The organism is Pseudomonas sp. DVZ6, from assembly GCF_024259445.1.
Taxonomy (GTDB): Bacteria; Pseudomonadota; Gammaproteobacteria; order Pseudomonadales; family Pseudomonadaceae; genus Aquipseudomonas; species Aquipseudomonas peradeniyensis.
The window spans coordinates 104,842-129,910 of record NZ_JANCLM010000011.1 but is presented as its reverse complement, the minus strand read 5'-3'; the positions used below and the strand labels follow the sequence as shown (position 1 = coordinate 129,910).

Below are 25,069 nucleotides of genomic sequence, written 5' to 3'. Positions count from 1 at the left end.
TGTCCTTCCTACAATAACAACAGGGATGTAAACCAATGCCCGTTTTCGATTACCGACAGCTCGACAGCACTGCCTCTTCCGCGCTCTACAAAGATGCCATGGCCCTGGCCACCTATGCCTACCATGGTATCGACGATGGCTTCAGCGCCGGCTACCAGAAGTACGGCTTCGGTCTGGGCCTGCCGGCCACCCTGGTCAAGGCGCTGATCGGCGGCACCGACAGCCAGGGCGTGATCCCCGGCATCCCCTGGAACCCCGACTCCGAAGCCCGCGCCCTGGCCCAGGTCAAGGCCGCCGGCTGGACGCCGATCAGCGCGGCGCAGCTGGGCTACCAGGGCAAGACCGACGGCCGTGGCACCTTCCACGGCGAAGCGCCGGGCTACACCTCGGCGCAGGTGGAAATCCTCGGCCGCTACGATGCCGCCGGCCAGCTCAGCGGCATCGGCATCGCCTTCCGCGGCACCAGCGGGCCGCGCGAGAACCTGCTGGGCGACACCATCGGCGATGCCATCAACGACCTGCTGGCGGCGATCGGCCCGGCTGGCTATGCCCGTGATTACGCCGGCAACGCCTTTGGCAAGTTGCTTGCCGATGTGGCGGCCTTTGCCAAGGCCAACGGTCTGAGTGGCGCCGATGTTACCGTCAGTGGTCACAGCCTCGGCGGCCTGGCGGTCAACAGCCTGGCCGACCTGAGCGGCTCGCGCTGGGGCGGTTTCTACCAGGATGCGCGCTACGTCGCCTTCGCCTCGCCGACCCAGGCCGCCGATGCCAGCAAGGTGCTCAATATCGGCTATGAGAACGATCCGGTGTTCCGCGTGCTCGACGGCACCTCGGCGACCTGGGGTACCCTGGGCGTGCACGATGGTGCCAAGGCCTCGGCCACCAACAACATCGTCAACTTCAACGACCACTATGCCTCCGACGCCTGGAACCTGCTGCCGTTCTCCATCGGCAACATCGCCACCTGGCTGTCGCACCTGCCGACGGCCTATGCCGATGGCCTTGGCCGGGTGCTGGGCTCGTCGTTCTATCAATGGACCAGCCGCGACTCGACCATCGTGGTCAGCAACCTGTCCGATGTCACCCGTGGCTCGACCTGGGTCGAGGACCTCAACCGCAATGCCGAGCCGCACAAGGGCAGCACCTTCATCATCGGCTCAGAGCAGGACGATCTGATCCATGGCGGGCGCGGCAACGACTACCTCGAAGGGCGGGCCGGCAACGACACCTTCCGCGATGACGGCGGCTTCAACCTGATCGATGGCGGCGCCGGTCATGACACCCTGAAGCTGCAGGACGCCCTGGCCAACCTGAGCATCGCCCGGGACGGCGAGGGCACGCTGTACGTGCGCGATGGCCAGGGCGGCATCAGCCTGGTGCGCAATGTCGAGAACCTGGTGAGCAAGGAGTCGAGCCTGCTGATCTTCAGCAAGGAGGTCAGCCACGGGGTGGCGGCGCAAGGTCTGTTCGAGAGCGGCAAGGTCACGCCCTATGCGTCCTCGCTCAATGGTACCCAGGCCGGCGATCAGCTGGTGGCGGGCAATCAGGGCCAATGGTTGTTCGGCCTGGGCGGTGACGATCGGCTGCAGGGCGGCGCCGGCAATGACGTGCTGGTGGGTGGCGCGGGCAACGATGTGCTCATTGGCGGCGCGGGGCGCGACACCTTCCTGTTCAGTGAGCATTTCGGCCAGGACCGGGTGCTGGACTTCACCGGGCAGGACCGGCTGGTGTTCATCGGTGTGGATGGTGGTACGGCGACGCCGGACTGGCGTGCCCATGCCAGCCAGGTTGGCGATGACCTGGTGCTGAAGTTCGGCGGGGACAGCGTGACGCTGGTGGGGATCTCTGCTCAGGGGGTGGGGGATGGGCAGATCGTGATTGCCTGAGGGGGCGGGCGTAACCCTGTAGGAGCGGCCTTGTGCCGCGAAAGGGCCGCATAGCGGCCCCGGCGATCTTTGCGCCAACGCTGAAATCCTGGGGCTGCTATGCAGCCCTTTCGCGGCACAAGGCCGCTCCTACAAAGAGTAGGCAGCCAACCTGGTGGCTCAGGCCATCTCGCGCGAGTCGCGAACCATGTCCACGTGCGGGATGCCGGCCTCGAGGAACTCCTCGCTGACCACGCGGAACCCCAGGCGCTCGTAGAACGGCGTGGCGTGTACCTGGGCGCTGAGCATCTGCTGCTTGAGGTCGCGGTTCTGCGCCTCGACGATCACCGCGCGCATCAGCGCGTCGCCCACGTTCAGGCCGCGCCAGTCCTTGAGCACCGAGACCCGGCCAATCGTGCCGTCGGGCAGCAGGCGGGCGGTACCGATCGGGTAGTCGCCCTCCATGGCCAGGAAGTGCACGGCGGTCGGGTCTTCTGCGTCGAATTCCAGCTCCGGCGGCACGTGCTGCTCGGCGACGAACACGGCGCTGCGGATGCGGTGGATGTCGGCGTTGTCCTTGTGCCAGTCGGCCAGTCGAACACTGATCTTATTCATCGGCGAATCCCAGGCTGCCTTGCATGACCAGCTGTTGTACCAGCATCAGACCGTCTTCGTCCTGCAGCCACTGGCCAAGGTTGTCGATGTGCAAGGCATCGGCGGCGCACACCAGCTTAAGCAGTTCGCGCAGTTTGGCTGGCAGCGGGCAACTGCGCCCGCTGGCGAACAGCATCAGGTCGTCGTTGAGCTCGGACCAGGCCATGCGTGCGCTTGGGTTGCGGATCAGCACGGCGCCCTGTTCGAGATAGTTGATCAGGTCCTGCTCGCTCAGCTCTTCACCGACAACCTGCTCGGGATAACGCGGCTCGGTCATGAACTGGCCGAACCATGTCAGCAGCAGGTCCTTGTCGGCCATGTGCTTGTCGATCAGCGCCTTGAGGCGGTCGAGGGCATCATGCTGGATCTGGTGCGGGTCGCTGACCGGCTGGGCGTCGGCGTCGCTGTAGCGCTCCTCATCGGGCAGGAACTGGCCGAGGAAGTCGGTGAAGTGGGTCAGCACTTCGGCGGCGCTCGGGGCGCGGAAGCCCACGGAGTAGGTCAGGCACTCGCTCTCGGCAACGCCGTAGTGGGCCAGGCGCGGCGGCAGGTAGAGCATGTCGCCCGGCTCCAGGGTCCACTCCTCGCTCTGCTCGAAGTCGGCCAGGATGCGCAGGTCAGCGTGGTCGATCAGCGCGCTGTCGCTGTTGCACATCTGCCCGACTTTCCAGTTGCGCGTGCCGTCGCCCTGCAGCAGGAACACGTCGTAGTTGTCGAAGTGCGGGCCGACGCTGCCGCCGGGCGCCGCGTAGCTGATCATCACATCGTCGATGCGCCAGCTGGGCAGGAAACGGAACTCTTCGAGCAGCTCGGCGACTTCCGGCACGAACTGGTCAACCGCCTGCACCAGCAGGGTCCAGTCGCGCTCGGGCAGGTCGGCGAAGGCGTCCTCGGCGAACGGGCCGCGGCGCAGCTCCCACGGGCGCTCGCCGTGCTCTAGCACCAGGCGCGACTCGACTTCTTCTTCCAGGGCCAGGCCGGCCAACTCGTCGGCGTCGATGGGGCTGACGAAGTCGGGGAAGGCCTGACGCACCAGCAGTGGCTTCTTCTGCCAGTAGTCGCGCAGGAATTCACGGGCCGTAAGGCCGCCCAACAGTTGCAGTGGAGTATCAGAATTCATGTTCAACCTATTGAAAAAACTTGGTTTTCGTACGGGAATAAAAACGCCCGGCCAGGCCGGGCGTTAGGCGCGGGGCACAGGTCAGATGCGTTTGGCCTGGGCTACCGCGTTGCCGATGTAGGTGGCAGGAGTCAGTTGCTTGAGCTCGGCCTTGGCTTCGGCCGGCATGTCCAGGCCGTCGATGAAGGTCAGCAGCGCTTCAGGGGTGATGCCCTTGCCACGGGTCAGCTCCTTGAGCTTCTCGTAGGGGTTCTCGATGTTGAAGCGGCGCATCACGGTCTGGATCGGCTCGGCCAGGACTTCCCAGCAGGCGTCCAGGTCGGCGGCGATGCGGGCGGCGTTGACTTCCAGCTTGCCGATGCCCTTCAGGCTGGCTTCATAGGCGATGACGCTGTGGGCGAAGCCCACGCCCAGGTTGCGCAGCACGGTGGAGTCGGTCAGGTCGCGCTGCCAGCGCGAGATCGGCAGCTTGCTGGCCAGGTGCTGGAACAGTGCGTTGGCGATCCCCAGGTTGCCTTCGGAGTTCTCGAAGTCGATCGGGTTGACCTTGTGCGGCATGGTCGAGGAGCCGATTTCGCCGGCGACGGTCTTCTGCTTGAAGTAGCCCAGCGAGATATAGCCCCAGACGTCACGGTCGAAGTCGATGAGGATGGTGTTGAAGCGGGCGATGGCGTCGAACAGCTCGGCGATGTAGTCGTGCGGCTCGATCTGGGTGGTGTAGGGGTTGAACACCAGGCCCAGCTCGTCCTCGATGAAGGCGCGGGCATTGGCTTCCCAGTCGATCTGCGAGTAGGCCGACAGGTGGGCGTTGTAGTTGCCCACGGCGCCGTTGATCTTGCCCAGCAGCGGCACGGCGGCCACCTGGGCGATCTGGCGCTCCAGGCGGTAGACGACGTTGGCCAGCTCTTTGCCCAGGGTGGTCGGCGAGGCCGGCTGGCCGTGGGTGCGCGACAGCATCGGCACGTCGGCGTGGGCGTGGGCCAGGGCGCGGATGGATTCGGCGATCTGGCGCATCAGCGGCAGCAGCACGTCGTCACGGCCGGCGCGCAGCATCAGGGCGTGGGACAGGTTGTTGATGTCCTCGCTGGTGCAGGCGAAGTGGATGAACTCGCTGACCTTGGCCAGCTCAGGCAGTTGAGCCGCTTGCTCCTTGAGCAGGTACTCGATGGCCTTGACGTCGTGGTTGGTGGTGCGCTCGATTTCCTTGACGCGTTCGGCGTGCTCGAGCTTGAAATCGGTGGCCAGGCTGTCCAGCACGGCGTTGGCTTCGGCGGAGAACGCCGGCACTTCGCCGATCTGCGGGTGGGCGGCCAGGCGCTGCAGCCAGCGTACTTCGACCAGGGCGCGGAAACGGATCAGGCCGAATTCGCTGAAGATGGGGCGCAGGGCCTGGGTTTTGCCGGCATAACGGCCGTCTACAGGGGAAACCGCAGTGAGCGAGGAGAGCTGCATGGGGTGTTCTCGGACAGTCAGGCTTTTGGAAGGGCGCATATCATACATGAAAAACGCGCCCGAGTCGGGTGGCTGACCAAAGGTCGGGCCTGTGAATCATGTCGCAATACCCTGTGTAGGAGCGGCCTTGTGCCGCGAAAGGGGCGCGCAGCGGCCCCAGAACCTTCGCCCCGGCACAGATTGCCGGGGCTGCTGCGCAGCCCTTTCGCGGCACAAGGCCGCTCCTACACAGGGCGCAGTTTCAATCAGCGGTACGCATCATCCCGTACAGTTCATTGAGCAACTTGCGGCGGCTGAACACCAGTTGCCAGCGGTGTCCGCCCAGCTGTCGCCACAGGCGCGCGGCACGGATGCCGGCCAGCAGCAGGGCGCGGATCTTCGAGGCATTGCTGGCCTGCTGCAGGAAACGCATGTCGCCGTGCACCTGGATACGCTGGCGCAAGGTGCTCAGGGTGTCCTGATACAAGGCTCCGCTGGAAGCGATGACGTTTTCATGAACCAGGCCGAAATGCTCGGCCTGGGACTGGATCTGCGGCAGGCGGTTGCCGATGGTGTCGAGCAGGTCGCCACGCTTGTTCAACTGGCGCTCCAGGCCCAGCATCGACAGGGCATAGCGCAGCGGTTCGCGCTGCAGGCTGCTGGGGTCGCGCTCCAGGGCGCCGACCAGCGCGCGGTAGCCGTCGCGCAGGTTGAGGTCGTCGCCGCCGAATACCTCCAGGGTGTCCTTCGGGTCGCGCACCAGCAGGCTGCCGAGCATGCAGCCGATATTGGCTTCGCTGGCCTGGCCGGTGCGGGCGATGCGGTCGACCAGCACCGCGGCCTGGAACACGCCGCCCAGGGCGATCAACTGCTCCTGGAGGTTGTTCATCGGCGCGGGCTCCATGGCTCGGCGATCTCGATCACGCCGCCGCCCAGGCACACCTCGCCGTCATAGAATACCACCGACTGACCCGGGGTGACGGCGCGCTGCGGCTCGTCGAACACGGCACGGTAGCCGCTTTCGGTGCGTTCCAGGGTGCATTGCTGGTCGCCCTGGCGGTAGCGCACCTTGGCGGTCAGGCGGCGCGGGCTGGACAGGTCGATCGGGTTGACCCAGAAGATCTCCGAGGCCAGCAGGGCGCGGGAGAACAGCCACGGGTGCTCGTTGCCCTGGCCGACCACCAGCACGTTGCGCGAGAGGTCTTTCTCCAGCACGTACCACGGCTCGTCGCCGGCGTCTTTCAGGCCACCGATGCCCAGGCCCTGGCGCTGGCCTATGGTGTGGTACATCAGGCCATGGTGCTGGCCGATCACTTCACCTTCGGTGGTCTGGATCTCGCCGGGTTGGGCCGGCAGGTACTGCTTGAGGAAATCGCTGAAGCGGCGCTCGCCGATGAAGCAGATACCGGTGGAGTCCTTCTTCTTGGCGGTGGCCAGGCCGTGTTTCTCGGCGATGGCGCGCACCTCGGGCTTTTCCAGCTCGCCGACCGGGAACAGGGTGCGGGCGATTTCCTTGCCGCCGACGGCGTGCAGGAAGTAGCTCTGGTCCTTGTTCGGGTCCAGGCCCTTGAGCAGCTCGGTCAGCTCGCCTGTGTCGCGGCGGCGCACATAGTGGCCGGTGGCGATCAGGTCGGCGCCCAGGGACAGGGCGTAGTCGAGGAACGCCTTGAACTTGATCTCGCGGTTGCAGAGGATGTCCGGGTTGGGCGTGCGGCCGGCCTTGTACTCCTCGAGGAAGTGCTCGAACACGTTGTCCCAGTATTCGGCGGCGAAGTTGGCGGTGTGCAGCTTGATGCCGATGCGGTCGCACACGGCCTGGGCGTCGGCCAGGTCTTCGCGGGCGGTGCAGTATTCGGTGCCGTCGTCCTCTTCCCAGTTCTTCATGAACAGACCTTCCACCTGGTAGCCCTGCTCGATGAGCAGAAGGGCGGAGACGGAAGAGTCCACGCCGCCGGACATGCCGACGATGACGCGGGTCTTGGCGGGGTCTTTGAGTGCTGGGCTGGTCATGGCTACCGGTGTGTATCAGAGGGGAAAAACGCCGATTCTATCAAACCCGCGGGCTGGCGTCAGTCGCGCAGCAGATCGAGGCTATGCAGCGGGCCTGCGAGGTAGTCGTCGAGGCAGCGCGGTACCAGCTCGCTGCGCCAGCGCGACGGCTCGGCCAGCAGTTCGTCGCGGGTCAGCCACACGGCGCGGACAATGTCGCTGTCCAACGCCAGGTCGGCATGATGGCGCACGGGGCGGGCGGCGAAGCAGATGCGCTGGTAGGTGACGCCGTTGCTCGGGGCGGTATAGAGGTAGATGCCGACCACGCCGGTGAGCTCGACCTCCCAGGCGGTTTCCTCGAGGGTTTCGCGCAGGGCCGCCTGGGTGATGGTTTCGTTGGCTTCGAGGTGGCCGGCGGGTTGATTGAATACGTGCTGGCCGGCCTTGAATTCCTCGACGAAGAGGAACTTGCCGTCGTGTTCGACGATGGTGGCGACGGTGATGTGGGGTTGCCAGGTCATGTGCGATTCCTATGGTAGGCGCGGGCCTTGTAGGAGCGGCCTTGTGCCGCGAATGGGCCGCAAGGCGGCCCCGGCAATGTTTGTTGCGAAGCTGAAAATCCGGGGCCGCTTCGCAGCCCATTCGCGGCACAAGGCCGCTCCTACAAGGGGCCGTTTCTGCGCTGCAGAAAGCACAAACCCCGGTGCGTGGCCGGGGTCTGTGCTGTTACGTCAAGCGAACCTTACAGGGCGGCAATGGCGCTGTTCAGGGTCTGGCTTGGGCGCATCACCTTGGCGGTCAGCTCGGCATCCGGGGCGTAGTAGCCACCGATGTCGGCCGGCTTGCCCTGGACGGCGTTGAGCTCGGCGACGATGGTCGCCTCGTTCTCGCTCAGGGTCTTGGCCAGCGGGGCGAAGCGCGCCTGCAGGGCGGCGTCGTCGGTTTGGGCGGCCAGTGCTTCTGCCCAGTACAGGGTCAGGTAGAAGTGGCTGCCACGGTTGTCGATACCGCCGACCTTGCGCGAAGGCGACTTGTTGGTGTCGAGGAACTTGCCGGTAGCCTGGTCCAGGGTGTTGGCCAGGACCTTGGCGCGCGGGTTGTCGTAGGTGTTGCCCAGGTGCTCCAGGGAGGCGGCCAGGGCCAGGAACTCACCCAGCGAGTCCCAGCGCAGGAAGTTCTCTTCGACCAGCTGCTGCACGTGCTTCGGTGCCGAACCGCCGGCACCGGTCTCGAACAGGCCACCGCCGTTCATCAGCGGGACGATCGACAGCATCTTGGCGCTGGTGCCCAGCTCCATGATCGGGAACAGGTCGGTCAGGTAGTCGCGCAGCACGTTGCCGGTCACCGAGATGGTGTCCTTGCCTTCGCGGATGCGGGCCAGGGAGAACTTGATGGCGTCGACCGGGGCCAGGATGCGGATGTCCAGGCCGGAGGTGTCGTGATCCTTAAGGTACTGTTGCACCTTCTCGATCATCACGCCGTCGTGGGCGCGGGCCGGGTCCAGCCAGAACACCGCCGGGGTGTTGCTCAGGCGGGCGCGGTTGACGGCCAGCTTGACCCAGTCCTGGATCGGCGCGTCCTTGGTCTGGCACATGCGGAAGATGTCACCGGCTTCGACGTTTTGCTCAAGAACGACCTTGCCCTTGCCATCGACCACGCGCACGACGCCGTCGGCCTTGATCTGGAAGGTCTTGTCGTGGGAACCGTATTCTTCGGCTTTTTGCGCCATCAGGCCGACGTTCGGCACGCTGCCCATGGTGGTCGGGTCGAAGGCGCCGTTGGCCTTGCAGTCTTCGATGGTGGCCTGGTAGATGCCGGCGTAGCAGCGGTCCGGGATGATCGCCTTGGCGTCCTGCAGTTCACCGGCGGTGTTCCACATCTTGCCCGAGTCGCGGATCATCGCAGGCATCGAGGCGTCGACGATGACGTCGCTCGGTACGTGCAGGTTGGTGATGCCCTTGTCCGAATTGACCATGGCCAGGGCCGGGCGAACGGCGTACAGGGCCTGGATGTCGGCTTCGATCTCGGCTTGCTTTTCAGCAGGCAGGTCCTTGATGCGGGCGTACAGGTCGCCGATGCCGTTGTTGGCGTTGAAGCCGACTTCGGCCAGGGCGGCGGCGTGCTTGGCCAGCACGTCGTTGTAGAACTCTTCGACGATCACGCCGAACATGATCGGGTCGGAGACCTTCATCATGGTGGCTTTCAGGTGCACCGACAGCAGCACGCCGGAGGCCTTGGCATCGGCGATCTGCTCGGCGATGAAGGCTTTCAGGGCCTTGCGGCTCAGGGTGGCGCAGTCGATGACTTCGGCGGCCTTGACTGCGGTTTTTTCTTTCAGGACGGTGGTGCTGCCGTCTTTACCGACCAGTTCGATGCGCAGGCTGTCGTCAGCCTCGATCAGCGCGGCTTTTTCGCTGCCGTAGAAGTCGCCCTGGGTCATGTGGGCAACGTGCGACTTGGAGTCGGCGGCCCAGGCGCCCATCTTGTGCGGGTGCTTGCGGGCGTAGTTCTTGACCGACAGCGGGGCGCGGCGGTCGGAGTTGCCTTCGCGCAGGACCGGGTTCACGGCGCTGCCCTTGATGCGGTCGTAGCGGGCGCGGGATTCTTTTTCCTCGGCGCTGGCCGGCTCGTCGGCGTAGTCGGGGATGTTGAAGCCCTTGGCTTGCAGCTCCTTGATCGCGGCCTTCAGCTGGGGAACCGAAGCGGAGATGTTCGGCAGCTTGATGATATTGGCTTCAGGGGTGGTGGCCAGCTGGCCCAGTTCCGCCAGGTGATCGCCTACCTGCTTACCTGCGCCCAGTTGCTCCGGGAAGGCGGCAAGGATACGGCCGGCCAGGGAGATGTCGCGGGTTTCGACGGCGATGTCGGCCGAAGCGGTGAAGGCCTCGACGATCGGCAGCAGCGAGTAGGTGGCGAGGGCGGGGGCTTCGTCGGTGAAGGTGTAGATGATCTTGGAACGGGTGGGCATGCGGGTTAACTCTCTATGTGCTGAGCGTACTCGAGTCTCGAGGTGCGCAGGGTAGGCGCTTCGCCCTGGCGACGCCATGAGCGGAAAGTCGAGAGGCTGCGAGCGGTGATGGTGGATGCATCAGTCGAGCGTCAAGTGCTGGGCCGCGGTAACAACCCAGGCTTTGTGGTCATTCATGACCAAGGGCGAGCCGCATTTTCCTAGGGTTCGCCCCGATGACCCTATGGTCGCGCCGGAGTATATCAAACCCTTTGGGCTATTCAGCAAGGCGAAGTGGTATCAGCGCATTTATAAGACCAAAGACGTAGGAGCAATGTGGCGTGTTGCCGCAGGCTTGGGCGGTGAAACACACCCAGTTCTTTGGTGGTCGACGTGGGAGCGGGCTTGACCCGCGATGCGTGCGCCGCAGTGCGTGGCACCGGCTTCGCCGGTGTTCGCGGGGCAAGCCCGCTCCCACGTGGTGCTTGCAGGGATGGCGATCCAGATCGGCGAGCGTACCTTGCAGGTCGGCAGATGTGGTTTAGGCTCAGTGGATCGCACGATTTCCAATCACCCCAGGAAAAGCGGAGTAGTGCAGCATGGGATACCAGAAAATCAAGGTTCCGTCTGATGGTGCCAAGATCACCGTCAATGCAGACCATTCGCTCAATGTTCCCGACAACCCCATCATTCCCTACATCGAAGGCGACGGTATCGGCGTGGATGTCTCGCCGGTGATGATCAAGGTGGTTGATGCCGCCGTGCAGAAAGCCTACGGCGGCAAGCGCAAGATCGCCTGGATGGAAGTGTACGCCGGCGAGAAAGCCACCCAGGTCTACGACCAGGACACCTGGTTGCCCCAGGAGACCCTGGATGCGGTGAAGGATTATGTCGTGTCGATCAAGGGGCCGCTGACCACCCCGGTCGGTGGCGGCATCCGTTCGCTCAACGTGGCCCTGCGCCAGCAGCTCGACCTTTATGTGTGCCTGCGTCCGGTGGTCTGGTTCCAGGGCGTGCCGAGCCCGGTGAAAAAGCCGGGGGACGTCGACATGGTGATCTTCCGCGAGAACTCCGAGGACATCTATGCCGGCATCGAGTGGAAGGCCGGCTCGCCCGAGGCGAACAAGGTGATCAAGTTCCTCAAGGAGGAGATGGGCGTCACCAAGATCCGCTTCGACCAGGACTGCGGCATCGGCGTCAAGCCGGTCTCGAAGGAGGGCACCAAGCGCCTGGTACGCAAGGCGTTGCAGTATGTGGTGGACAACGACCGCAAGTCGCTGACCCTGGTGCACAAGGGCAACATCATGAAATTCACCGAAGGGGCCTTCAAGGATTGGGGCTACGAGGTGGCGCGCGACGAGTTCGGCGCCGAGCTGCTCGATGGCGGCCCGTGGATGAAGTTCAGGAACCCGAGAACCGGCCGTGAGGTGGTCGTCAAGGATGCCATCGCCGACGCCATGCTCCAGCAGATCCTGCTGCGTCCGGCCGAGTACGATGTGATCGCCACCCTCAACCTCAACGGCGACTACCTGTCCGACGCGCTGGCGGCGGAAGTGGGCGGGATCGGCATCGCGCCGGGGGCCAACCTGTCGGACACCGTGGCCATGTTCGAGGCCACCCACGGCACCGCGCCGAAGTACGCCGGCAAGGACCAGGTCAACCCGGGGTCGGTGATTCTGTCGGCCGAAATGATGCTGCGGCACATGGGCTGGACCGAGGCGGCCGACTTGATCATCAAGGGCACCAATGGCGCCATCGCGGCCAAGACCGTGACCTACGACTTCGAGCGCCTGATGGACGGCGCGACCCTGGTCGGTAGCTCGGGCTTTGGCGAGGCGCTGATCAAGCACATGTAAGCGGGGCAAAAAAACCGGTCGCCTCTTTTATTAAAGGGGCGACCGGTTTTTTCGTTTACCGGCAGGCAGGTCGGGGATCAGACTTCGACGGTGTTGCCCGGGTTCGTCGCGCTGGCCTGGACGCTGCTGGTGGCGCTTCTGATGTCGGTCGCGTGCAGCCCTTTGGGGCCCTGGATGATCTCGAAGTTCACGGCTTGGCCTGCTTTCAGCGTCTTGTAACCGTCCATCTGGATCGCTGAATAATGGGCGAACAGATCATCAGTCTTGCCGTCCTCGTTGATGAATCCGTAGCCCTTGGCATTGTTGAACCACTTGACTTTACCGCTTGCCATCCCTATGTCCCTCTGCAAAGGACTCCATCACTGGAGTATCATCCACTTCATCCGCATACGAACCTTGCGAGAAAATCTGGTTGACTGCGCGGATCTTTATCGACCACGGTGGGTTCTTATTGGTTGTAACACCGTTTTGCCGATAGTCAAGGTCAGCCGGCGCCCGCGCCGGAAGTGGCCTGCGCGGTCAACCCACAACCTTAACCTGTCGCTCATGATGAAATTCTTTCCATGCATGTACCCAGTGAGATTCGACTAACATTCAATCAGGATCGCCCGCAGTCGAACGAGGACGGGCATGAGGACGATGGCGCCGGCCTTGCGGTCCAGGAGGCCAAGCCGATCCTGCAGGCGCCACCGATGTACAAGGTGGTTTTGTTCAACGATGACTACACGCCAATGGATTTCGTCGTCGAAGTGCTCGAGACGTTCTTCAATCTGAACCGCGAGCTGGCAACGAAGATCATGCTGACCGTCCATACCGAAGGGCGGGCAGTATGCGGATTGTTTACCCGTGACATCGCCGAGACAAAGGCCATGCAGGTCAACCAATACGCCAGGGAAAGCCAGCATCCGCTACTCTGTGAAATCGAGAAGGACGGTTAATCGCCGACCACTTGGGTATGAGGTGAAGCTATGTTAAACCGCGAGCTCGAAGTCACCCTCAATCTGGCCTTCAAGGAGGCTCGTTCGAAGCGTCATGAGTTCATGACCGTCGAACATCTGCTGCTGGCACTCCTTGACAATGAGGCTGCCGCGACCGTTCTGCGCGCCTGTGGCGCCAATCTCGACAAACTCAAGCACGACCTGCAGGAGTTCATCGATTCGACCACCCCGCTGATCCCCGTGCATGACGAGGACCGCGAGACGCAACCGACCCTGGGCTTCCAGCGTGTGCTGCAGCGTGCCGTGTTCCACGTGCAGAGTTCCGGCAAGCGCGAAGTGACCGGCGCCAACGTGCTGGTGGCGATCTTCAGCGAACAGGAAAGCCAGGCGGTGTTCCTGCTCAAGCAGCAGAGCGTGGCGCGCATCGACGTCGTCAACTACATCGCCCACGGCATCAGCAAGGTGCCGGGCCACGGTTCGCACAGCGAGAGCGAGCAGGACATGCAGGACGAGGAGGGCGGCGAAGCGTCGTCTTCCAGCAACCCGCTGGACGCCTATGCCAGCAACCTCAACGAACTGGCCCGGGCCGGGCGCATCGACCCGTTGGTCGGGCGTGAGCAGGAAGTCGAGCGCGTGGCGCAGATCCTCGCCCGCCGGCGCAAGAACAACCCGCTGCTGGTCGGTGAGGCCGGCGTGGGCAAGACCGCCATCGCCGAAGGCCTGGCCAAGCGCATTGTCGATGGCCAGGTGCCCGACCTGCTGGCACAGAGCGTGGTCTACTCGCTCGATCTGGGCGCGCTGTTGGCAGGTACCAAGTACCGCGGCGACTTCGAAAAGCGCTTCAAGGCGCTGCTCGGCGAGCTGAAAAAACGTCCGCAGGCCATCCTGTTCATCGACGAGATCCACACCATCATCGGCGCCGGCGCGGCTTCCGGTGGTGTGATGGATGCGTCCAACCTGCTCAAGCCACTGTTGTCATCCGGTGAGATCCGTTGCATCGGTTCCACCACCTTCCAGGAGTTCCGCGGCATCTTCGAGAAGGATCGCGCCCTGGCGCGGCGCTTCCAGAAGGTCGACGTCACCGAACCGTCGGTGGAGGACACCGTGGGCATCCTGCGCGGGCTCAAGGGCCGCTTCGAGAGCCACCACAACATCGAGTACAGCGACGAGGCCCTGCGCGCCGCCGCCGAACTGGCCTCGCGCTACATCAATGACCGGCACATGCCGGACAAGGCCATCGACGTGATCGACGAGGCTGGCGCCTACCAGCGCCTGCAGCCGGAAGCCAATCGGGTCAAGCGCATCGACGTGCCGCAGGTCGAGGACATCGTCGCCAAGATCGCGCGGATTCCGCCGAAGCACGTCACCAGCTCCGACAAGGAGCTGCTGCGCAACCTCGAGCGTGACCTGAAGCTGACCGTGTTCGGCCAGGATGCGGCGATCGACTCGCTGGCCACCGCCATCAAGCTGTCCCGTGCCGGCCTCAAGGCACCGGACAAGCCGGTCGGCTCGTTCCTGTTCGCCGGCCCCACCGGCGTGGGCAAGACCGAGGCCGCCCGCCAGCTGGCCAAGGCCCTGGGCGTGGAACTGGTGCGCTTCGACATGTCCGAGTACATGGAGCGGCACACCGTGTCGCGCCTGATCGGTGCGCCGCCCGGCTATGTCGGGTTCGATCAGGGTGGTCTGCTGACCGAGGCCATCACCAAGCAACCGCACTGCGTGCTGCTGCTCGACGAGATCGAGAAGGCCCACCCGGAAGTCTTCAACCTGCTGCTGCAGGTAATGGACCACGGCACCCTGACCGACAACAACGGGCGCAAGGCGGACTTCCGCAACGTGATCCTGATCATGACCACCAACGCCGGCGCCGAAACCGCCGCGCGGGCCTCGATCGGCTTCACCCATCAGGACCACTCGTCCGATGCGATGGAGGTCATCCGCAAGAGCTTCACGCCGGAGTTCCGCAACCGCCTGGACACCATCATCCAGTTCGGCCGCCTGTCCCACGAGACGATCAAGAGCATCGTCGACAAGTTCCTCATCGAACTGCAGGCGCAGCTGGAAGACAAGCGTGTGCTGCTGGAGGTCACCGACGCCGCCCGCGGCTGGCTGGCGGCCTCGGGCTACGACGTGCAGATGGGCGCGCGGCCGATGGCGCGGCTGATCCAGGACAAGATCAAGCGGCCGCTGGCCGAGGAGATCCTGTTCGGCGAGCTGGCCGAGCACGGTGGTGTGGTGCACATCGACCTGCGCGATGGCGAGCTGGTGTTCGATTACGAGACCACGGCCGAGGTCGCGTAACGACCATCGCGGGGCAAGTCGCATCGGCGCACCGCCGCTCCCACGCCAGCAGAAACTGGCGTGGGAGCGGGCTTGCCCCGCGATGCTTTTCAGCGCCCACAAAAAAGCCCGGCACATTGGCCGGGCTTTTTCATGGCTTGAGCTTAGCGCGCACGGTAGGTGATGCGGCCCTTGCTCAGGTCGTACGGCGTCAGTTCGACGCGGACCTTGTCGCCAGTGAGAATACGGATGTAGTTCTTGCGCATCTTGCCAGAGATGTGCGCGGTAACGACGTGCCCGTTTTCCAACTCCACGCGGAACATGGTGTTGGGCAGGGTGTCGACGACAGTGCCTTCCATTTCGAAGCTGTCTTCTTTCGACATGCAGTAAAGCCCTCGGTATCCAGTGATGGCCCGACGCACGACTGCACCGGGCAAAAAAGTGGCGTGGATTATGCCCGAAATTTGTGTTTCAAGCCAATGTCTTTCAGTTGAGGCTGACCCAGCGCTGGTTGATCAGCAGTTCGATGGGGCGGTACTGGGTCTTGTAGTTCATCTTCTTGCAGTTCTTGATCCAGTAACCGAGGTACACCGCCTCGAGGTCCTGGCGCAGGGCCTCGGTGATCTGCCAGAGGATGGCGTAGCGCCCCAGGCTGCGGCGTTCCTCCTCGGGTTCATAGAAGGTGTACACCGCCGACAGGCCGTTGGGCAGCAGGTCGCACACCGCCACGGCCAGCAGCCGGCCCTCCAGGCGGAACTCGTAGAACCAGCAGAACGGCAGGTCGCGGACCAGGAAGGTGGAGAACTGGTCGCGGCTGGGCGGGTACATGTCGCCGTCGGCGTGGCGTTGCTCGATATAGCGCCGGTACAGGTCGAAGTATTCTTCCTTGAAGGACGGGCGGGCGGCAGTGACGGTCAGGTCGGCATTGCGCTTGAGGATGCGCCGCTGCTGACGGTTGGGAATGAAGCGCGCCGCCGGGATGCGCGCCGGCACGCAGGCGTTGCATTGCTGGCAATGCGGGCGGTAAAGGTGGTCGCCGCTGCGGCGAAAGCCCATTTCCGACAAGTCGGCGTAGACGTGCACGTCCATCGGCTGACTCGGGTCGAGGAACAGCGTGGTCGCCTGTTCATCCGGCAGGTAGCTGCAGGAGTGGGGTTGAGTGGCATAGAACTTCAACCGCGCCAGCTCTGTCATGATCAACCCCTTAGGTGAGACGTTGTCTCTAAGTGTAAGCCAGCTCCGGGAACTCGCCTAGGCAACCCAGCGGGCGCCGCTGGGCTGGTCCAGGTACTGCGCCAGATGGCTGGCGAAGTCGACCCGGCTGATGGCGCGGGCGCCCAGGCTGTGCAGGTGGTCGGTCGGCATCTGGCAGTCGATCAGCACGAAGCCGGCCTGCCTGAGGTGCTCGACCAGGGTCACGAAGCCCACCTTGGAGGCGTTGTCGGCGCGGCTGAACATCGACTCGCCGAAGAACAGCCGGCCCATGGCCAGGCCGTACAGGCCGCCGACCAGCTCGCCGTCGCGGCGCACCTCCACCGAATGGGCGATGCCGCGCCGGTGCAGCTCGCAGTAGGCGGCGCGCATGTTGTCGGTGATCCAGGTGCCGTCGGCATAGTCCCGTGGCGCGGCGCAGGCGTCGATCACGGCGCTGAAGTCGCTGTCGAAGCTCACCTGGTAGCGGCCCTGGCGAATCAGCTTGGCCAGCGAGCGCGAAACGTGCAGCTCGTCCGGGAACAATACGGTGCGCGGGTCGGGTGACCACCAGAGGATTGGCTGGCCATCCTGGTACCAGGGGAAGCAGCCATGGCGATACGCCGCGACCAGACGGTCCGGGGTCAGGTCGCCGCCGGCGGCAAGCAGGCCATTGGGGTCGTGCAGGGCCTTTTCCAGGGGCGGGAAGGTCAGCGAATCACGGGTCAGCCAGGTGAGCATGGGGTTCTTGAGCGGCGGGGGAGGGGAGAGGGCAGCATGGCGTGCGTGCCTGGCAGGGTCAACTGCTGTGGCGCCTTCGCGGGTAAACCCGCTCCCACAGGCGTGCCGATAACCCTGTGGGAGCGGGCTTACCCGCGAAGGCGCCGGATCAGGCGAAACCCTTGGTAATTGCCCTGCCATTGACAGGTCGCTTGGCACCATCTGGCGCTTTTGCTGTCACACCTGTGCAAAAACACAGCATAAGCCTTTGTCACAAAAGAAAATGCATGCTCAAATTGCAGCTATATGAAAGTAGCCCCCGTTCACGCCCCACACGGCGTGCCGCCATGGCGGCTGGCGGGCAGTAATGTTAAAAGTAGTGGTTCATTGGCCAGTGACCGGCCAATCACTATTGGACGCGCAGCACGCGCAGGAATAGACGCGTTTTGAAGAAATCCACCGCAACTCCAGCCCCCTTGCCAGTGCCCCTGTGGCGGCAACAGCTGCATTACCGCCTGAAGGAAGGTGCGCTGATTGCCGTCGGTGCCCTGTGCCTGTACCTGTGGATGGCACTGGTCACCTACGACACCGCCGACCCGGGCTTCAGCCACACCAGCAATGCCGAGCAGGTGCAGAACGCCGCCGGCCGCGCCGGGGCCTACTTCGCCGACATCCTGTTCATGGTGCTTGGCTACTTCGCCTATATCTTCCCGCTGCTGCTGGCGATCAAGACCTGGCAGATCTTCCGCGAGCGCCACCAGCCCTGGCAGTGGAGCGGTTGGCTGTTCTCCTGGCGCCTGATCGGCCTGGTGTTCCTGGTGTTGTCGGGCGCGGCGCTGGCGCATATCCACTTCCACCCGCCGGCGAGCATGCCGTTCTCCGCCGGTGGCGCCTTGGGCGAGAGCCTCGGCGATCTGGCGCGCAACCTGCTCAACGTGCAGGGCAGCACGCTGATGTTCATCGCCCTGTTCCTGTTCGGCCTGACCGTGTTCACCGACCTCTCGTGGTTTAAGGTGATGGACCTCACCGGCAAGATCACCCTCGACCTGTTCGAACTGGTGCAGGGCGCCGCCAACCGCTGGTGGGAGGCGCGCAACGAGCGCAAGCGCCTGGAAGCCCAGCTGCGTGAAGTCGACGACCCGGTCTTCGACCTGGGCGACAAGCGCGAGCCGGCCAAGCCGCAGCCGCGTGAACGCGCCGAGCCCGTGGTGATGCGCGAGGAGCCGCCGGCCCGTCCGGTCGCACCGCGCGAAACCGTGGTAGCTCGCCCGCAGCCCGCCACCCCGGTGATCATCCCGCCGACCGCGGACAAGGCGCCGGAGCCGAGCAAGCGGGTCATGAAGGAAAAACAAGCGCCGTTGTTCATCGACAGCGCTGTGGAAGGCACCTTGCCGTCGATTTCCATTCTTGACCCGGCCGAGCAGAAAAAGATCGAGTATTCGCCGGAATCCCTGGCCGGCGTCGGCCAGTTGCTGGAGATCAAGCTCAAGGAATTCGGCGTGGAAGTCGCGGTCGACTCGATCCACCCGGGCCCGGTGATCACCCGCTACGAGATCCAGCCGGCCGCAGGCGTCAAGGTCAGCCGTATCGCCAACCTGGCCAAGGACCTGGCGCGCTCGCTGGCGGTGACCAGCGTGCGCGTGGTCGAGGTCATTCCCGGCAAGACTACCGTGGGTATCGAGATCCCCAACGAGAACCGCCAGATGGTGCGCTTCTCCGAGGTGCTGTCGTCGCCGCAGTTCGACGAGAACAAGTCGCCGGTCACCCTGGCCCTGGGCCATGACATCGGCGGCAAGCCGGTGATCACCGACCTTGCCAAGATGCCGCACCTGCTGGTGGCCGGTACCACCGGTTCCGGTAAGTCGGTGGGTGTGAACGCGATGATCCTGTCGATCCTGTTCAAGTCGGGCCCGGAAGACGCGCGGTTGATCATGATCGACCCGAAGATGCTCGAGCTGTCGATCTACGAAGGCATCCCGCACCTGCTGTGCCCGGTGGTCACCGACATGAAGGACGCCGCCAACGCCCTGCGCTGGAGCGTGGCCGAGATGGAGCGCCGCTACAAGCTGATGGCGGCCATGGGCGTGCGCAACCTGGCGGGCTTCAACCGCAAGATCAAGGACGCCCAGGAAGCCGGCGAGATCATCCACGACCCGCTGTACCGTCGCGAGAGCATGGACGACGAGCCGCCGGCGCTGAAGACCCTGCCGACCATCGTGGTGGTGGTCGACGAATTCGCCGACATGATGATGATCGTCGGCAAGAAGGTCGAAGAGCTGATCGCGCGTATCGCCCAGAAGGCCCGTGCCGCCGGTATCCACCTGATCCTGGCCACCCAGCGCCCGTCGGTGGACGTGATCACCGGCCTGATCAAGGCCAACATCCCGACCCGCATGGCGTTCCAGGTGTCGAGCAAGATCGACTCGCGGACCATCATCGACCAGGGCGGCGCCGAACAGCTGCTCGGTCACGGTGACATGCTCTACATGCCGCCGGGCACCAGCCTGCCGATCCGCGTGCATGGCGCGTTCGTTTCCGACGACGAGGTGCATCGTACGGTCGAGGCCTGGAAGCTGCGCGGCGCGCCGGACTACAACGATGACATCCTCAACGGCGTCGAGGAGGCCGGCAGTGGCTTCGAAGGCGGCGGTGGCGGCGGCGATGGCGACGACCCGGAAGCCGACGCGCTCTACGACGAAGCCGTGCAGTTCGTGCTGGAAAGCCGCCGGGCGTCGATCTCGGCGGTACAACGCAAGCTCAAGATCGGCTACAACCGCGCCGCGCGGATGATCGAGTCGATGGAGATGGCCGGCGTGGTCACGCCGATGAACAGCAACGGCTCGCGGGAAGTGATTGCCCCGGGCGGCCCGCGCGACTGATGAACAACCTGCCGGGCACCATTGACGGCGTCCGGCCCCTTCACTGTGCAATGAGGATTTCCATGCGCGCGATTCGCATGCTGTTGGTTTCTGCCCTGGCTACGGCCAGCCTGTCGGCCCAGGCCGGCGAACAGGACGTCCAGCGCCTGACGCAATTGCTGGAAAAGTCGCAGACCATCGAAGCCAATTTCTCCCAGCTGACCCTGGATGCCGGCGGCACCAGCTTGCAGGAGACCAACGGCAAGATGACCGTCAAGCGCCCGGGCCTGTTCTACTGGCACACCGATGCGCCCCAGGAGCAGGTAGTGGTGTCCGACGGCAAGAACGTCACCCTGTGGGACCCGGACCTGGAGCAGGCGACCATCAAGAAGCTCGACGTGCGCCTGAACCAGACCCCGGCGCTGCTGCTGTCCGGCGATGTGTCGAAGATCAGCCAGAGCTTCGACATCACCTCCAAGGAACAGGGCGAAGTGATGGACTTCACCTTGAAGCCCAAGACCAAGGACACCCTGTTCGACTCGCTGCGCGTGTCGTTCCGCAGGGGCCTGATCAATGACATGCAGCTGATCGACAGCGTCGGCCAGCGCACCAACATCCTGTTCAATGGCGTCAAGGCCAACCAGGCGGTGCCGGACAGCAAGTTCCAGTTCGACATCCCCAAGGGCGCTGACGTCATCAAGGAGTAAGCGGAGCCTGTGATGGACCTGTTTCGAAGCGAACCCGTCGCCCAGCCCCTGGCCGCCCGCCTGCGTCCGTCCAACCTGGACGAGTACGTCGGCCAGGAGCACCTGCTGGCGCGTGGCAAGCCGCTGCGCGAGGCGCTGGAGCAGGGTGCGCTGCACTCGATGATCTTCTGGGGGCCGCCGGGGGTGGGCAAGACCACCCTGGCGCGGCTGCTGGCGCAGTTCTGCGACGCCCACTTCGAAACGGTGTCGGCGGTGCTGGCCGGGGTCAAGGAGATCCGCCAGGCGGTCGAGGTGGCGAAACAGCAGGCCGGCCAGTATGGCCGGCGCACCATCCTGTTCGTCGACGAGGTGCACCGCTTCAACAAGTCGCAACAGGACGCCTTCCTGCCCTACGTGGAGGACGGCACGCTGATCTTCATCGGCGCCACCACCGAGAACCCGTCGTTCGAGCTGAACAACGCGCTGCTGTCGCGGGCGCGGGTCTACGTGCTCAAGAGCCTGGACGAGGCCGCGCTGCGCAAGCTGGTCGATCGCGCCCTGAGCGAGGAGCGCGGCCTGGGCAAGCGCAACCTGCGGGTGGGCGATGAGGCGTTCAAGATGCTCATGGCCGCCGCCGACGGCGATGGCCGGCGCATGCTCAACTTCCTCGAGAATGCCTCGGACCTGGCCGAAGACGGCGGCGAGATCGGCGTCGAGCTGCTGCAGAGCCTGCTCGGCGACAGCCGCCGGCGCTTCGACAAGGGTGGCGAGGCCTTCTACGACCAGATTTCCGCGCTGCACAAATCGGTGCGCGGCTCCAATCCGGACGGCGCGCTGTACTGGTACGCGCGCATGCTCGACGGCGGCTGTGACCCGCTGTACATCGCCCGCCGGGTGGTGCGCATGGCCAGCGAGGACATCGGCAACGCCGACCCCCGCGCCCTGAGCCTGTGCCTGGCGGCGTGGGACGTGCAGGAGCGCCTGGGCAGCCCTGAAGGCGAGCTGGCGGTGGCCCAGGCCATCACCTACATTGCCTGCGCGCCGAAGAGCAACGCGGTGTACATGGGCTTCAAGGCGGCCATGCGCGAGGCCGCCGAGCACGGTTCGCTGGAAGTGCCGCTGCACTTGCGCAACGCGCCGACCAAGTTGATGAAGCAACTGGGCTATGGCGAGGAGTACCGCTACGCCCACGACGAGCCGGATGCCTACGCCGCCGGCGAGGACTATTTCCCCGAACAGCTCGAGCCGCGCCAGTATTACCAGCCGGTGCCGCGAGGGCTTGAGCTGAAGATCGGCGAGAAGCTCAAGCACCTGGCCGAGCTCGACCGCAACAGCCCCCGCCAGCGGAGAAAACCGTGATTGCACTTATCGCTGCCGTCAGCGCCGGCGGGGTTGCCGGCACGCTGCTGCGCTTCGCCACCGCCAACTGGGTCGCGGCCCACTGGCCACGGCACTTCTATGCCGGTACGCTGGCGGTCAACCTGGTTGGCTGCCTGCTGATCGGCCTGCTCTACGGCTTGTTCCTGCACAAGCCGCTGGTGCCGGTCGAGCTGCGCGCCGGGCTGATCGTCGGCTTTCTCGGCGGCCTGACCACTTTTTCCTCCTTCTCGCTCGATACCGTGCGCCTGATGGAAAGCGGGCAGGTCCCGCTGGCCTTGGGCTATACCATTATCAGCGTGGTAGGCGGCCTGCTCGCGACCTGGGCCGGCCTGTCCCTGACCCGATTCTGAACCAACACCTACTTATAACGAGAGAACGATATGCTCGATTCCAAACTGTTACGCGGCCAACTTCAGGAAGTGGCGGACCGCCTGGCCTCCCGTGGCTTCAGCCTGGATGTCGCGCGCATCGAATCGCTGGAAGAGCGCCGCAAGGCGGTGCAGACCCGCACCGAGCAGCTGCAGGCCGAGCGTAACGCCCGTTCCAAATCGATCGGTCAGGCCAAAGCCAAGGGCGAGGACATCGCGCCGCTGATGGCTGACGTCGAGCGCATGGCCAATGAGCTGGCCGCCGGCAAGACCGAGCTGGACGGTATCCAGGCCGAGCTGGACGGCATCCTGCTGACCATCCCCAACCTACCGGACGCCAGCGTGCCGGTCGGTGCCAGTGAAGACGACAACGTCGAAGTGCGCCGTTGGGGCACCCCGACCACCTTCGACTTCGAGATCAAGGACCACGTCGCCCTGGGCGAAGTCAGCGGTGGCCTGGACTTCGAGGCCGCGGCCAAGCTGTCCGGCGCCCGCTTCGCCGTGCTGCGCGGCCCGATCGCCCGCCTGCACCGCGCCCTGGCGCAGTTCATGATCAACCTGCACACCGGCGAGCACGGCTACGAGGAACACTACACCCCGTACCTGGTGCAGGCTCCGGCCTTGCAGGGCACCGGCCAGCTGCCGAAGTTCGAGGAAGACCTGTTCAAGATCAGCCGCGAAGGCGAGGCCGACTTCTACCTGATCCCGACCGCCGAAGTGTCGCTGACCAACCTGGTGGCCGGCGAGATCCTCGACGCCAAGCAGCTGCCGCTGAAGCTGGTCGCCCACACCCCGTGCTTCCGCAGCGAAGCCGGCGCCTCGGGCCGCGACACCCGCGGCATGATCCGTCAGCACCAGTTCGACAAGGTCGAGATGGTGCAGATCGTCGAGCCGGCGAAATCCATGGAAGCCCTGGAAGGCCTGACCGCCAACGCCGAGCGTGTGCTGCAGCTGCTGGAACTGCCGTACCGCGTGCTGGCGCTGTGCACCGGCGACATGGGCTTCGGCGCGGTGAAGACCTACGACCTGGAAGTGTGGGTGCCGAGCCAGGACAAGTACCGCGAGATCAGCTCCTGCTCCAACTGCGGTGATTTCCAGGCGCGGCGCATGCAGGCCCGCTGGCGCAACCCGGAAACCGGCAAGCCGGAGCTGGTACACACCCTCAACGGTTCGGGCCTGGCTGTCGGCCGGACCCTGGTGGCGGTGCTGGAGAACTACCAGCAGGCCGACGGTTCGATCCGCGTGCCGGACGTGCTCAAGCCGTACATGGGTGGCGTCGAGGTCATTCGCTGAATGGACTACCTGCCGCTTTTCCATAAGCTGCAGGGCGGCCGGGTGCTGGTCGTCGGTGGCGGCGAGATCGCCTTGCGCAAGGCGCGCCTGCTGGCCGATGCCGGCGCCGCGCTGCGGGTGGTGGCGCCGGAGGTCGACGGCCAGCTGGCCGCGCTGGCCCGCGAGGGCGGTGGCGAGGTGCTGGTGCGTGGCTACCAGGCGAGCGACCTGGAGGGTTGCCGCCTGGTAATCGCGGCCACCGACGACTCGGCGCTCAACGCCCAGGTCTCGACCGAGGCCCAGGCACGCAGCCTGCCGGTCAACGTGGTGGATGCCCCGGCCCTGTGCACGGTGATCTTCCCCGCCATCGTCGACCGTTCACCCCTGGTGGTGGCGGTCTCCAGCGGTGGCGACGCCCCGGTGCTGGCGCGCTTGATCCGCGCCAAGCTGGAAGCCTGGATCCCGTCCGCCTACGGCGAGCTGGCCGGGCTGGCGGCGCGTTTCCGGCACAAGGTCAAGGCCTTGTACCCGGACGTCAACCAGCGCCGTGGCTTCTGGGAGAGTGTGTTCCAGGGCCCGGTCGCCGAGCGCCAACTGGCCGGGCAGGGCGCCGAGGCCGAACGCCTGTTGCAGGCGATGGTCGATGGCGCGCCGGTGCAGCAGGGCGGCGAGGTGTACCTGGTGGGCGCGGGGCCGGGCGATCCGGACCTGCTGACCTTCCGTGCCCTGCGCCTGATGCAGCAGGCCGACGTGGTGCTGTACGACCGCCTGGTGGCCCCGGCCATCATCGAGATGTGCCGGCGTGACGCCGAGCGTATCTATGTCGGCAAGCGCCGCGCCGACCACGCCGTGCCACAGGACAAGATCAACCGCCTGCTGGTCGACCTGGCCCGTCAGGGCAAGCGCGTGCTGCGGCTCAAGGGGGGTGATCCGTTCATCTTCGGTCGGGGTGGCGAGGAGATCGAGGAGCTGGCGGACGAGGGTATTCCGTTCCAGGTGGTGCCGGGCATCACCGCGGCCAGTGGTTGTTCCGCCTATGGCGGAATTCCGCTGACCCACCGCGATTATGCCCAGTCGGTGCGTTTCGTTACCGGTCACCTTAAGGATGGCACCAGCAACCTGCCCTGGGATGACCTGGTGGCGCCGGCCCAGACCCTGGTGTTCTACATGGGTTTGGTCGGGTTGCCGACCATCTGCGCCGAGTTGATCCGTCATGGGCGTGCGGCGAGCACGCCGGCAGCCCTGGTGCAGCAGGGGACCACGCGCAATCAGCGGGTGTTCACCGGTACCCTGGCTGACCTGCCGAAGCTGGTGGCGCGGCATGAAGTGCATGCGCCGACCCTGGTGATCGTTGGGGAAGTGGTGCAGCTGCGCGAGAAGCTGGCGTGGTTTGAAGGGGCGCAAGACGCCTGAGCACGTTGTAGATCCACGTGGGAGCGGGCTTGCCCCGCGATAGCGTCAGAGGCGGCAACATTGTTGCCTGATCCGGCGCCATCGCGGGGCAAGCCCGCTCC

Annotated in this window: 21 protein-coding genes; 10 read left to right on the top strand and 11 right to left on the bottom strand. The window is 64.9% G+C overall.

Annotation, left to right across the window (positions count from 1 at the left end):
- Positions 1 to 35: 35 nt before the first annotated feature.
- Positions 36 to 1,886 (top strand): polyurethanase, encoded by a 1,851-nt coding sequence (locus tag NMG10_RS08925; protein ID WP_254464199.1) that lies wholly within the window; start codon positions 36 to 38, stop codon positions 1,884 to 1,886.
- 159 nt (positions 1,887 to 2,045) lie between these two features.
- Here the strand turns inward: NMG10_RS08925 and NMG10_RS08920 are convergent, their stop codons facing one another.
- From NMG10_RS08920 to NMG10_RS08890, 7 genes are all read right to left on the bottom strand, one after another.
- On the bottom strand, positions 2,046 to 2,480 hold the full coding sequence (locus NMG10_RS08920; protein WP_050706370.1) for a GNAT family N-acetyltransferase: 435 nt from the start codon (positions 2,478 to 2,480) through the stop codon (positions 2,046 to 2,048).
- On the bottom strand, positions 2,473 to 3,639 hold the full coding sequence (locus tag NMG10_RS08915) for a cupin domain-containing protein (RefSeq protein WP_232855652.1): 1,167 nt from the start codon (positions 3,637 to 3,639) through the stop codon (positions 2,473 to 2,475). The genes NMG10_RS08920 and NMG10_RS08915 overlap by 8 nt, the downstream gene beginning before the upstream one ends.
- 81 nt (positions 3,640 to 3,720) lie before the next feature.
- Complete coding sequence (gene purB, locus NMG10_RS08910; RefSeq protein WP_062359667.1) at positions 3,721 to 5,091, bottom strand: adenylosuccinate lyase; 1,371 nt, start codon at positions 5,089 to 5,091, stop codon at positions 3,721 to 3,723.
- A 241-nt stretch (positions 5,092 to 5,332) separates the two neighbouring features.
- Positions 5,333 to 5,959, bottom strand: a complete 627-nt coding sequence (gene hflD / locus NMG10_RS08905; protein ID WP_203652209.1) for a high frequency lysogenization protein HflD — start codon at positions 5,957 to 5,959, stop codon at positions 5,333 to 5,335.
- Positions 5,956 to 7,080 carry a tRNA 2-thiouridine(34) synthase MnmA gene (mnmA, locus tag NMG10_RS08900; RefSeq protein ID WP_050706366.1) on the bottom strand — a complete coding sequence of 375 codons (1,125 nt, stop codon included), beginning with the start codon at positions 7,078 to 7,080 and terminating at the stop codon, positions 5,956 to 5,958. The genes hflD and mnmA overlap by 4 nt, the downstream gene beginning before the upstream one ends.
- 59 nt (positions 7,081 to 7,139) lie before the next feature.
- Positions 7,140 to 7,580: an NUDIX hydrolase gene (locus NMG10_RS08895; RefSeq protein WP_203652212.1), complete on the bottom strand. Its 441-nt coding sequence runs from the start codon at positions 7,578 to 7,580 to the stop codon at positions 7,140 to 7,142.
- Positions 7,581 to 7,801: 221 nt separating this feature from the next.
- Positions 7,802 to 10,027: an NADP-dependent isocitrate dehydrogenase gene (locus tag NMG10_RS08890; RefSeq protein ID WP_254464198.1), complete on the bottom strand. Its 2,226-nt coding sequence runs from the start codon at positions 10,025 to 10,027 to the stop codon at positions 7,802 to 7,804.
- A gap of 578 nt (positions 10,028 to 10,605) precedes the next feature.
- Here NMG10_RS08890 and icd point away from each other — a divergent pair.
- Positions 10,606 to 11,862 (top strand): NADP-dependent isocitrate dehydrogenase, encoded by a 1,257-nt coding sequence (icd, locus tag NMG10_RS08885; protein WP_203652214.1) that lies wholly within the window; start codon positions 10,606 to 10,608, stop codon positions 11,860 to 11,862.
- A 77-nt stretch (positions 11,863 to 11,939) separates the two neighbouring features.
- Here icd and cspD read toward each other — a convergent pair whose 3' ends face one another.
- A complete protein-coding gene (cspD, locus tag NMG10_RS08880) occupies positions 11,940 to 12,194 on the bottom strand; it encodes a cold shock domain-containing protein CspD (protein WP_186716100.1) in 255 nt (84 codons plus the stop codon).
- Between the two features lie 231 nt (positions 12,195 to 12,425).
- On the opposite strand from cspD, the gene clpS reads away from it, so the two are divergent.
- Positions 12,426 to 12,800 carry an ATP-dependent Clp protease adapter ClpS gene (gene clpS, locus NMG10_RS08875; protein ID WP_203652216.1) on the top strand — a complete coding sequence of 125 codons (375 nt, stop codon included), beginning with the start codon at positions 12,426 to 12,428 and terminating at the stop codon, positions 12,798 to 12,800.
- A gap of 30 nt (positions 12,801 to 12,830) precedes the next feature.
- The gene (clpA, locus tag NMG10_RS08870) at positions 12,831 to 15,101 is read left to right on the top strand and encodes an ATP-dependent Clp protease ATP-binding subunit ClpA (RefSeq protein ID WP_203652218.1); all 2,271 of its coding nucleotides are present in this window, start codon (positions 12,831 to 12,833) and stop codon (positions 15,099 to 15,101) included.
- A gap of 143 nt (positions 15,102 to 15,244) precedes the next feature.
- Here the strand turns inward: clpA and infA are convergent, their stop codons facing one another.
- The 3 genes from infA to aat all read right to left on the bottom strand — a co-directional run bounded on the left by infA (position 15,245) and on the right by aat (position 17,012).
- Complete coding sequence (infA, locus tag NMG10_RS08865; RefSeq protein ID WP_002553999.1) at positions 15,245 to 15,463, bottom strand: translation initiation factor IF-1; 219 nt, start codon at positions 15,461 to 15,463, stop codon at positions 15,245 to 15,247.
- Between the two features lie 103 nt (positions 15,464 to 15,566).
- Entirely contained in the window at positions 15,567 to 16,274 is a 708-nt protein-coding gene (locus NMG10_RS08860) for an arginyltransferase (RefSeq protein ID WP_203652220.1), read from the bottom strand.
- 57 nt (positions 16,275 to 16,331) lie between these two features.
- The gene (gene aat / locus NMG10_RS08855) at positions 16,332 to 17,012 is read right to left on the bottom strand and encodes a leucyl/phenylalanyl-tRNA--protein transferase (RefSeq protein ID WP_203652222.1); all 681 of its coding nucleotides are present in this window, start codon (positions 17,010 to 17,012) and stop codon (positions 16,332 to 16,334) included.
- 425 nt (positions 17,013 to 17,437) lie between these two features.
- On the opposite strand from aat, the gene NMG10_RS08850 reads away from it, so the two are divergent.
- The 6 genes from NMG10_RS08850 to cysG all read left to right on the top strand — a co-directional run bounded on the left by NMG10_RS08850 (position 17,438) and on the right by cysG (position 24,968).
- A complete protein-coding gene (locus tag NMG10_RS08850; RefSeq protein ID WP_203652230.1) occupies positions 17,438 to 19,870 on the top strand; it encodes a DNA translocase FtsK in 2,433 nt (810 codons plus the stop codon).
- A gap of 62 nt (positions 19,871 to 19,932) precedes the next feature.
- Complete coding sequence (lolA, locus tag NMG10_RS08845) at positions 19,933 to 20,556, top strand: outer membrane lipoprotein chaperone LolA (protein WP_028692385.1); 624 nt, start codon at positions 19,933 to 19,935, stop codon at positions 20,554 to 20,556.
- A 12-nt stretch (positions 20,557 to 20,568) separates the two neighbouring features.
- Complete coding sequence (locus NMG10_RS08840) at positions 20,569 to 21,894, top strand: replication-associated recombination protein A (RefSeq protein ID WP_110733657.1); 1,326 nt, start codon at positions 20,569 to 20,571, stop codon at positions 21,892 to 21,894.
- Positions 21,891 to 22,265 carry a fluoride efflux transporter CrcB gene (crcB, locus tag NMG10_RS08835; protein WP_110733660.1) on the top strand — a complete coding sequence of 125 codons (375 nt, stop codon included), beginning with the start codon at positions 21,891 to 21,893 and terminating at the stop codon, positions 22,263 to 22,265. Before NMG10_RS08840 ends, crcB begins: the two co-directional genes overlap by 4 nt.
- Positions 22,266 to 22,295: 30 nt before the next feature.
- Positions 22,296 to 23,576 carry a serine--tRNA ligase gene (gene serS / locus NMG10_RS08830; protein WP_254464197.1) on the top strand — a complete coding sequence of 427 codons (1,281 nt, stop codon included), beginning with the start codon at positions 22,296 to 22,298 and terminating at the stop codon, positions 23,574 to 23,576.
- On the top strand, positions 23,577 to 24,968 hold the full coding sequence (gene cysG, locus NMG10_RS08825) for a siroheme synthase CysG (protein ID WP_254464196.1): 1,392 nt from the start codon (positions 23,577 to 23,579) through the stop codon (positions 24,966 to 24,968).
- Positions 24,969 to 25,069 lie beyond the last annotated feature (101 nt).